We start from the raw sequence: 9,891 nt of genomic DNA, 5'->3' as shown, positions 1-9,891 counted from the left end.
AAGGCGGTATCCTCGATGAATTCCTCGATATTGTTCGAATCGAGCACACCGTCGATGCGAATTTCGCTGATCCGCTTCCGGACTTCTTCCACAAGAGAAGCGTCGGAAACGCCCTCAATATAAGTCAGTGCAACCTCGGTTTGAGTCAGATCACCGACCGTAAAGGTTTCGATTTTCAGGCGGGACGTTTTCAACCTGCTGCGGATCAGCCCGATATTGGTTGAATTATTTTCGATAAATCCGTCCTTCGGCCCGCGGATGACCGGTTCGGAGGTAGGCTCTTCAAGACTGCGCTGCGCCTTGCCGCTGACCGAAACGGCCATCGCCCGCCTGTTTCCCGCCGCCAGAACGACGGCATAGCCATTCAGCACATACCGCACGATATCGGAGATTTTGGATGCGAGCGTGATTTCGCCGATGGAGATGAACAGGTCGTCGAGCGCTTCGATACTGCCGCTTACGTTTTCGTTCGGGTTGGTACGGCGTTTAATGAGCGGGCTCAGGATATGCTCGTCCAGCATCTTTTTGTCCACCAGCGAAGAAATATAAACGACGATCCACCGGGTCTCGCCGCCGAGCCGGATGCTGCGGAAGATCACGTCGGAGCAGCCCCGAAATATCGATTTTAATGCCGTTTCGTTATATGCGAGATCGGGTACGACCTCACCATGGTCTTCCTCTTCAAACGGGACCTTCCCACGATCCCTGCCCGTTTTCACATCCATCACCCCATTACTAAGCAGATAAGGTTATTTTCCCAAAATCCGTCACGAGTATTCGGCAACCGGCTGCGGCGGTGCGTAAACGCGGAAGAAGCGGACCCGTCGTCCGCTTCTTCCACATAGGCTTTGACCTGTCGAACCTGGGCCCGCCGTCTCTTTCTTGCTGTCATGCACTCAGCACATTCCGTTAACAGGGGTTAAAATTGAACGACCGTCCCGGGGGCAAATCGCTTCAGGCAGGAGGGACCCCAAAAATGAAAAACGCTACGCCCGCTGCCTTGCCGATTTGGCAAAGCAGCGGGCGCTGCAATCCCCTCCGACGGCTTTCAACGCCGCGGAAGACCGACCGTTTGCTGCTAGGGTCGGGATTCAGTGAATTGTTTCGCTGCGAACCGTCTTCAGCGATTCACCGAGGGCGAATACCGAAGCAGCCAGCAGGACAAGATCCTTCAAGAGAAATTGTCCCGGAAACGCCGAGAGAGCCGGAAAACCAAGGCTCGGCTCAATAACGCCGGGTGTGGAAAACATGAAGCTGATCGTGGTCAGAAACATGATGCAGGAAAGCGCCGCTCCGACAGCCGACAGCCTTGTGGACACAAAACGGCCGAGCAGGAGAAGACCGATGAGAATCTCCAGAACCCCGAGGAGAGAAGAGAACGTACGGACCGGCATCACATCGTAAAGCCACCCCAAGAGCGGACTGTTGCTGACAAGCGGCGCGATCCCGTTCGCCTCGTAAGCCGTAAATTTCATCCCGCCAATCCAAATGTAAACAATCGCCAAAGCGATAAACAGGCAGTTAATTCCGAATGTTTCAAATTTTATACCAAAAGCATGAGCCAACTTGGACATTGTTTTTCCTCCTTATACCATCGTAAGTGGCCATTATTGCAACGAACGGACTATTTTTAAGGCCTCTGACGGTTCCATCCGCGTTCTATGGTTTACATCTGAAGCACCAGCTCTGACGGTTCCTTTTTTATCGATAATATACGTGGCTGTGACAGGAAGCTCAAATGTATGGTCACCGTTATATTGATGCAGCTCAATACCAGATCTTTTTTGAATGGCTTGCATAAAGTCAGGCAGCCTGTATTTAAGATTATAGTTCTCCGCTGTTTTGTTGTTTGTATCGCTAAGGACGAGGAAGCTCAGTTCATGTTTTTCTTTCATGGAAAGCGAATGATCCGGTGTTTGCGGACTAATGGCAATCAATTGAGCACCAGCAGCTTTAATCTCATTGATGATGCGCTCATAGGCCTTCAATTGCAAATTGCAGTACGGACACCATTCACCCCGATAGAACACGACAATGACGGGGCCCTTGGTTAGTTCTTCAGATAATGTGACGGGTTTGCCCGTAGCATCTTCCAGAGTAAAATCGGGAGCCTTATCTCCGATATTCGGTCCTTTGCCTGCACCTTGATCTCGAAGGTCCTGAAGTAATCTGGCAAATGCCGCCGCGGCATCTGGCGACATTTGTTTTTGAGCCTGAAATGCATCAAGTTCATCCTTTAAGCTTCTTTCCCATTTAGAAACACAGTCCTGGACCATTAGCGAAATCGATTTTTGAATGGGCGGAAAATCAAATCCTAAAGATGCGGCTCTGGCATTCAATATCTTCCAAGTATAAGGGAACATGGCGTAGGGGGATAAGGTTTGTTCTTCATGCCGGCCTACATGAAACAGGGGGGGCGTATGCAAGCAGTCCCCTATCTCATAACAGAGTTTTTGGATGCTGAGGTAACCTCTATTCGCTGCATTGATTGGTCCGACAATATCGGATTTGGCTCCGATAAAATGAAGAAATTCGGCCGCATCCCACGCTGTCACATAAGTAATAGGGTGCTCGACTTCCAACACACCGATCGACTTATGTTCAGCAACATGCTTCACATAATAATCAAAACGGCCCGTATAATCGTCGGTTCCCGATACGACCATGGCAACGCGAACGGCAACGACGGGAAATACCGCATTCCGGAAGAAATAGGCTTCGGCTTGGCGTTTTCCTTCAGCATAGTCATAGTTCTGAACGTCTAAATCATAGCTGTATTGTTCCGGTATGAAATCGTCTTCGGTGATTTCGGTATCTTTACTGTTATAAACCGCCATACTTGAGGTTAGTACATAGCGCTTAATGCGGTCGCCAAACGCTTCCAGGGCAATCTTGGCATCTTTAGGATTAAAGCAGATTTGATCGTAGACGACATCATAATAACAATTGCCGAACGCTTCCTTCATGGCATCCTGATTCGTGCGGTCCACCTTTATACGGGTCACGGCGTCGCCAAAATCATCCGGCGTCTGACCTCTTGTTGCAATTGTCACATCATGGCCATCGCTGAGTAATAAATGAACTAACCTGCGACCGAAAAATGCTGTTCCTCCTAAAACGAGTACCTTCATCCATATCTCCTTCCGCATTTTTATTCATGGAGCGATATTTTGTCCTGCCATACAGTACAAAATAAAATAGACTGATCAATAGTACTTGTCTATTTTTATTACAAGTTAACATGCTGACTGAATGAACATCTGTAATCTACATTACATTGTTAAGTGATTTTATACCTAAAAATTGGTGCTATTAACTCTCATTTTTTTCAACAACACCATTTCGTTTAGATGCTTCATCATAGACAGAGACACGACGAACCGCGATTTCAAGAATGACGCATTTGGGAATATAACTGGAGTGTACAGCTTGGGAGATGTGCGAGTACGGCGGGCAGCTGGTCGACATGATTGACTGTTTTGACCACCAGAGTGAGGCTCTCACTCTGCGGTAATTTCAGAACTTCGACCAAAACCTGCTGTAGTTCCTTTCATCAGGGGGGGATGGGAGCTTAACGAATGTTTCGCGTTATATTGGCCAGGCCCTTATTTCGTGCTTCTCAAGGGAATCCTCTTTTTTCAATGAGTTTGCTGTAACGTCAGTAGCGACTTGAACTCGGTACTGTGGAACCATTATGAACAACATTATGAACAAGTAACAGTCGATTCGAGCCAAATAAACCATGGTAAGTCGCGTTACAGGCTATCTTTGCATCTTGCGAGGGTGATTAAGTGCAAGGGGCTATTAACGTTAGAAGGAACGATATGAGGGAGCGAAAGTGGTCACAGGCGTTCAAATCTGGATTGCGAAACGATGCCCGACGTACTCCCAGCTGCAAGTTGGATGACTTGTGGCTCTATGCCTCGATACACACTTTCCGGCAACTAGCACTTTACACGGTAGGATTTGGGCCCGGCCGATCAATCTACAGCAGCTGAGGTTGAGTCGGGAATTACTTGAAAATCATTAAATGGACACTCGTTTGCTCTTTGGAAGGCTTTGTACAACTAAATCGTAGGAATGGTCAATCATATCAAAGATAGCCGACTCTGGCAAAGAACCCCCGAGAATAATCGTATTCCAATGCTGTTTGTTCATATGGTACCCCGGTTTAACGTCTTCATGCTGCTCTCTCAAGTTTTCGGCAATTACGGGGTCGCATTTTAGGACCAAGTACCCTTTTTTCTCAAATAAAAGAGCGAATATTTTACCTGCAATTTTTATCGCGATTGGATCGGGTCCCGAGGGATAATCTTTAATCGCTCCTTTTTTGTTTAGACAGTACTCGATAAAATTATTTTTCAAAACGACTCATCTCCTTCGTAATTACATCGTGTGTTCTACCCCAATCATCTAAACCGTCTGCTGTAACAATTTTCAGTTTCTTTATATTATAAAAAGAACGTTCGTTAACTTCTAAAGGCAGTAATAGCCCCATCGACCTCAGAGATTTTGTCGGTACTTCGAATATATCGTGAATAACCCCTAAGAATAATGCTGGAGATTGCGCTATGAACGGTTGTGTTTATTTCCGGAATTTCTTTGCCATAAAGATTAATTTGCTTAATCAATTCGTTCGGATTATCTTACGGTAGTTCTCAATAAAATATTTGCCGACTTCAAGACTAACTGAATCAGGATAACCAACACTGCATGCGATCGAATAACATGGCGACATGATTAATCGTCGATAGCATTTGTCATGAATATAATTCAAAATATATATCAAGTCAAATCAATTTCATGGTCGTACCCTCTTTACGAAAGGGAGTTTACTATATGCAGTTGAGAGTGTGGATTCCTTAATGACACAAACATCACGTGCCTTGCTTTAATGCATGAAATCAGGGGGAAATGAGGATAATACATAAATGTTTACCAAGGGTTTGTCCGGCCGGCTGAATCACTTGTAATGAAGCTATGTTTTTTCAAAATTTTCGTGATCTTGAATATTGAAGAGATGAGGTGTTGAAATGAACAGCACAAACGATAAACACAAAGAATTGGCTACTTTTGCTGGCGGGTGCTTCTGGTGTATGGTATCGCCGTTTGAAGAAATGCCGGGCATTATTAAGGTCGTTTCCGGCTATACAGGTGGACATAAGGATAATCCTACCTACGAGGAGGTTTACTCCGAGACTACCGGACATAGGGAAGCGGTGCAAATTACGTTTAATCCGGAAGTGTTTCCCTATGACAAGTTACTGGACATTTATTGGTCACAAATCGACCCGACCGATCCGGGTGGGCAGTTTAACGACAGAGGAGAATCCTACAGGACAGCTATTTATTACCACAATGAGGATCAGAAGAACAAGGCGGAAGCATCAAAGCGAAAAATTGCTGAGAGTGGCCGATTCAATAAACCGATTGTGACGGATATTTTGCCGGCACAAACATTCTATCCAGCAGAGGATTATCATCAGAACTATCATAGAACTAATCCGTTCCGCTATAAAATGTATCGCAAAGGATCCGGCAGGGATCAATTCATTGAACAGCATTGGAAGCTCAAGAAGGATCCGAATCAATTAAAGAAGACACTTACTCAGATGCAATATGAAGTGACTCAAAATAGCGGCACAGAGCCGGCATTTAATAACGAATATTGGGATCATAAACAAGAAGGGATATATGTCGATGTTGTATCGGGAGAGCCCCTCTTCAGTTCGCAGGATAAATATGATTCCGGCTGTGGATGGCCCAGCTTTACCAAACCGATCGCAGAGTCACACTTGACCGAAAAGCTTGATCAAAGCTATGGCATGGTCCGTACCGAAGTGAGAAGCCATGAAGGTGATTCCCATTTGGGCCATGTCTTTGACGATGGACCGCAGGATAAAGGGGGTATGCGTTATTGCATTAACTCAGCAGCACTGCGCTTTATTCCAAAAGAGAATTTGAAGAAGGAAGGATATGGGGAATACCTTCACTTTTTTGAAAATGATACTTACAACGACTAACTTTGTCCATATTGATTAGTTCAAAATATGGATACTATGAACTGTAATCTACTTTACAGAACTGAGCTTAAACCTGCCTTTATAATCAAACCATCAAATCAATATTGGAGGTTTAAGAACAATGAGCAACCAAAGTTTAACCGAACAGCTGGAAGAAGCCGCTCAGCAGTTTAAAGTAAATACACCTATTGAAGCGCAGATTAAACTGAGTCAAATGATCGAGGAGCTTCAGGAAACGGGGACCGCTTCCGGGAAGCAACCAGGCGATAAGGCGGTAGATTTTAATTAAAAAACGCACTAGGCCAAGATGTGATTTTATTTGAAGAGCTCGCGAAAGGGCCGGTTGTGCTAGTCTTCTATCGAGGGGGATGGTGTCCTTTTTGCAATATGCAATTAAGGGCTTACCAGCAGATATTACCGGAAATCCAGGCGATCGGGGCGCAGCTTATCGCGATTAGCCCACAAAAGCCTGATCATTCGTTATCCCTACAAGAAAAGGAAGGATTGGAATTTCAAGTCCTTAGCGATCCGAATGGCTTGGTAACGGCCAAATACAATTTGCTCTTCGATGTTCCGTCGGGAGTACAGGAAATCATGGAAGGTGCCGGACTCGATCTTGCAGAGTACAATAATACCTCGAAATGGGTTTTGCCGGTTCCAGCTACATTCATGATCGATGAGAGCGCTAATATCCGCTCCGCTTATGTCAATCCGAATTTCATGCAGCGTCAAAGTCCGGAGGAAATTTTGCGAGAACTAAGAAAGCTCTAACGATTTTTTATCTTTTCGTACTGTAACACTGTTGATAGCGTGTGGATCGATTTGAAAAAACGGATCCTGCTGTACATGGACCCACCATGAATTTACTAGTTTTAGAGGGAGGATATCATGACAATAACAAAGGAAGAAATTTTGGCAGCTCATCATTTTCGGCATGCAACCAAAGAATTCGATCCTTACAAAACCATTTCTGACGAGGACTTTAGATTTATTCTGGAAACGGGCCGGCTTTCGCCCAGCTCGTTTAGCGCTGAGCCGTGGAGATTTGTAGTTGTTCAAAATGAACAGCTTCTGAACAAAATAAAAGACGTTTCTTATGGAGCGGCTAGCAAATTACCAGAAGCCAGCCATTTCATCATTATTCTATCCAGGACCGCACAAGATATGAGATATGACTCCGCCTACCAGTTGGAGCAGCAATCCAAAGCCGTTCCGAAGGAACGACTGTCAAGGCATCTTGAAATCTATGAAGAGTTCCAGAGAAATGATTTCAAGCTCTTGGATCATGATCGTTTTCTTACGGATTGGGGCATCAAACAGACGTACATTCCGCTTGCGAACATGATGACGGCTGCAGCATTAATTGGCATTGACTCATGTCCGATCGAAGGTTTTGATATTGAGACAATGAATCGGATATTGGAAGAGGAAGGACTGCTGGAAGACGGACACTTTACCATTTCGGTCATGCTCGCCTTCGGTTATCGCAAAAAAGAGCCGGGACCAAGAATTCGCAGACCCTTTGATGATGTTGTGAAATGGGTTAAATAAATATAATTTTTCTCACATTTATACCAATTAATGTGGATTGAGGTTGGGCTCGCGGACTGGACTCGCGACGGCACCCTAGCGGAATATGTGTCTGTCGAGGCGCGCAATCTTGCACCGCTGCCAAGCGATATCGACTTCACGGTAGGTGCGAGCTTGCCGATCTCGGGTCTGACTGCGTGGCAAGGACTATTCGTGCACGGCCGCTTCCAGGCTGGGCAGAGTCTCTTCGTGCATGGCTCGGCCGGTGGAGTCAATTCGATGGTGACGCAGCTCGCCCGCGAGGCGGGAGCCTACGTCATTGGCACCGGACGTGCAGCAGATCGTCAGACGGCGCTCGACTTCGGAGCGCATGAGTTCGTCAACCTCGACAACGATTCACTGGAAGACGTCGTTGGCGTCGATATGGTTTTCGACGTGATAGGTGGTGACATCGGGAAGAGGTCCGCGGGTCTGGTTCGTACAGGCGGAATGCTGGTGACCATCGCAGGCCCGCCCGAGGTACAGCCGACCGAAAGCTTGGCGGTTGATTTTGTCGTCGAGGCCGATCGTGAACAACTAGGTGAGATCGTCCAGCGTGTCCGGGATGGTCGGCTACGAACAAACATCGGCCAAATCGCCAGCCTCGACCATGCCGTCGCTGCTTTCAACCCAACCGAGCGGATCAGGGAAAGACGATAATCCGAGTTCGTACGTAAGGGCCCAAGGGACAGTGAACCAGGCTTCGTATCATCTTCATCAGGGAGGCCCGGTCATAGATGGCTTTAGAAGCGTGACGTATGGCCTTAAAGTAAAACCAAAGACCACCGGAAATCAGGTGGTCTTTTCTTATCAATGGTAGCGTTTGAAGGCATATTTAATTAGCTTACTCATCACTGTGAACACCAAGCATATGGCTAATCTCTTGATATAAAAAGGAACAGGGCGGATGTCGCCGAATGGTTCAAAGTTTGAAAGAAGATGGAACACGCGTTTTCTAAGATAATGAAGCACAAGCGATTCCGATTGATCGCTCGTTTTTCCTGTCTCCGAATGGGTTATGAAATTTGAGTCCGAGAAGTGGTGTTGCTAAGAAGTTCGTATTCCGTAAGAGAATGAAATTGACTCTCCGAATCTATTTCCCCATCACTCTCTTTTATATCTTCTCGAGACAATTCTTCAAAAATGATGAACATAACTCCGGCTTGTGCTGAATTACAATCCGATCCTCAATTCCACCTTGGATGTTTTAGAACAGGTGATAGGCCTTAAATTGGATGTCATTATCTCGCGTATAAAAAGCTGGGCTCAACGGCCATTGGGCGGGTGCACCGGCAGTGGCCTTATTCCCTGTTCGTGCGTTTACATAGTTCACAAGACGGCGTCTCGAAGAGAACAAGTTGATTCAGAAGGGATAAATTAATGGAAAAGAATTCTCAACCTCCGGTTTTAAACGCCGAAAAATTGCTTCGTCATTGGTTAGGTGCAGTGAGGTTCCGATTCACTGTTGCCATATCGGCCAATTGACGATGCTTCGCAGATTGGCAGGAATTCCGGTGGGGTACATCAATTATTCGCAACCAACGATTTAAAGAATGGGATGGTTGGGATAAAGCGTCAACGGCCGCCGCTTGTCTGATGAGAAGCCAAACGTTTTTTATCGATTCTGTGAGGATGGAATGGACGATGAAATAAACAATCCCTATGGATTTTTGGGTTTGGCTCTCAAGCCACGAAACTGGCTAAGACAAACGTCTTGAAGTTGTCTATGGGGTGGCGGAGCAAGATAAATACTGATATCCCGGGAAGGTTGCTTTTCATATACTCGGGGAGTCTTCGGTGAATCCAGTTAGGGCACTTGCATTCTAGTTTGAGATGCAGATGGACGCCTGAGCGAAACGCACGGATATCCTTGATCATCAGATCGACTGCGGCGAGCGCGGCATAATTCGTCTCCGAGCGTTGGGGGCGAAATGCCAATTTGGAGATATCATTTAGGAGATATCATTGAGACAATTGTTTTTTTTGCGAGTACTGGATGGTGACCAAATCGCAAAGGTCCTTGTTCGTTAACGCATGTATGGATAGTTTTTTTAGCCATTTCAAGAGGGAATCCTTGCGGATACATCACTACACAAACCAAAAGCAACTCGTAGATGAAATTCAATGTTATATTTCTGTTTAATAATCTTCGCCTCTATAATCATCACCGATTCCCAAAAAACAACCTTAGCCCGATTGAGTACCGAACTAAGGTTGCCTAGGTCCTTTTTATAACTGTCTACTTGACAGGGGTAAATCCAAAACCCGGTGGTCTTTGCTATCATTGTTTAGGGTTTAT

Annotated in this window: 9 protein-coding genes; 5 read left to right on the top strand and 4 right to left on the bottom strand. The window is 46.0% G+C overall.

Translation table 11 applies throughout. From position 1 onward, the window contains the following. The 4 genes from CPT76_RS35760 to CPT76_RS35745 all read right to left on the bottom strand — a co-directional run. Positions 1 to 719: spore germination protein (locus CPT76_RS35760; protein WP_181153259.1), on the bottom strand; the 719-nt coding region annotated here is incomplete at its 3' end. Positions 720 to 1,091: 372 nt separating this feature from the next. Continuing rightward, positions 1,092 to 1,574: a YkgB family protein gene (locus CPT76_RS35755; RefSeq protein WP_105446249.1), complete on the bottom strand. Its 483-nt coding sequence runs from the start codon at positions 1,572 to 1,574 to the stop codon at positions 1,092 to 1,094. Between the two features lie 33 nt (positions 1,575 to 1,607). Beyond that, positions 1,608 to 3,131 carry a redoxin domain-containing protein gene (locus CPT76_RS35750; RefSeq protein WP_181153258.1) on the bottom strand — a complete coding sequence of 508 codons (1,524 nt, stop codon included), beginning with the start codon at positions 3,129 to 3,131 and terminating at the stop codon, positions 1,608 to 1,610. 895 nt (positions 3,132 to 4,026) lie between these two features. Beyond that, a complete protein-coding gene (locus CPT76_RS35745; protein ID WP_105446247.1) occupies positions 4,027 to 4,365 on the bottom strand; it encodes an MmcQ/YjbR family DNA-binding protein in 339 nt (112 codons plus the stop codon). A 668-nt stretch (positions 4,366 to 5,033) separates the two neighbouring features. Between CPT76_RS35745 and msrB the strand changes: the two genes are divergently transcribed. From msrB to CPT76_RS35725, 5 genes are all read left to right on the top strand, one after another. Further along, a complete protein-coding gene (gene msrB / locus CPT76_RS35740; RefSeq protein WP_105446246.1) occupies positions 5,034 to 6,023 on the top strand; it encodes a peptide-methionine (R)-S-oxide reductase MsrB in 990 nt (329 codons plus the stop codon). A gap of 121 nt (positions 6,024 to 6,144) precedes the next feature. Continuing rightward, the gene (locus CPT76_RS41105) at positions 6,145 to 6,312 is read left to right on the top strand and encodes a hypothetical protein (RefSeq protein WP_258169115.1); all 168 of its coding nucleotides are present in this window, start codon (positions 6,145 to 6,147) and stop codon (positions 6,310 to 6,312) included. Positions 6,313 to 6,332: 20 nt separating this feature from the next. Next, positions 6,333 to 6,794, top strand: coding sequence for a peroxiredoxin-like family protein (locus CPT76_RS35735; RefSeq protein WP_308737736.1), 462 nt, complete (start codon positions 6,333 to 6,335; stop codon positions 6,792 to 6,794). A 117-nt stretch (positions 6,795 to 6,911) separates the two neighbouring features. Next, positions 6,912 to 7,574, top strand: coding sequence for an NAD(P)H-dependent oxidoreductase (locus CPT76_RS35730; RefSeq protein WP_105446245.1), 663 nt, complete (start codon positions 6,912 to 6,914; stop codon positions 7,572 to 7,574). A gap of 87 nt (positions 7,575 to 7,661) precedes the next feature. Next, positions 7,662 to 8,252, top strand: coding sequence for an NADP-dependent oxidoreductase (locus CPT76_RS35725; protein WP_219845502.1), 591 nt, complete (start codon positions 7,662 to 7,664; stop codon positions 8,250 to 8,252). The last annotated feature ends 1,639 nt before the right edge of the window (positions 8,253 to 9,891 follow it).

Origin of the sequence: Paenibacillus sp. AR247, from assembly GCF_002968895.1 — a bacterium.
Classification (GTDB): Bacteria; Bacillota; Bacilli; order Paenibacillales; family Paenibacillaceae; genus Paenibacillus_AQ; species Paenibacillus_AQ favisporus.
Note: the sequence above shows the minus strand (reverse complement) of the source record. Positions and strands in the feature narration are given on the sequence as shown.

Excerpts from the sequence above, each read along its gene's own strand:
- CPT76_RS35755 (WP_105446249.1), bottom strand. The coding sequence starts at position 1,574 with ATGTCCAAGTTGGCTCATGCTTTTGGTATAAAATTTGAAACATTCGGA.
- CPT76_RS35750 (WP_181153258.1), bottom strand. The coding sequence starts at position 3,131 with ATGAAGGTACTCGTTTTAGGAGGAACAGCATTTTTCGGTCGCAGGTTA.
- msrB (WP_105446246.1), top strand. The coding sequence starts at position 5,034 with ATGAACAGCACAAACGATAAACACAAAGAATTGGCTACTTTTGCTGGC.
- CPT76_RS41105 (WP_258169115.1), top strand. The coding sequence starts at position 6,145 with ATGAGCAACCAAAGTTTAACCGAACAGCTGGAAGAAGCCGCTCAGCAG.
- CPT76_RS35730 (WP_105446245.1), top strand. The coding sequence starts at position 6,912 with ATGACAATAACAAAGGAAGAAATTTTGGCAGCTCATCATTTTCGGCAT.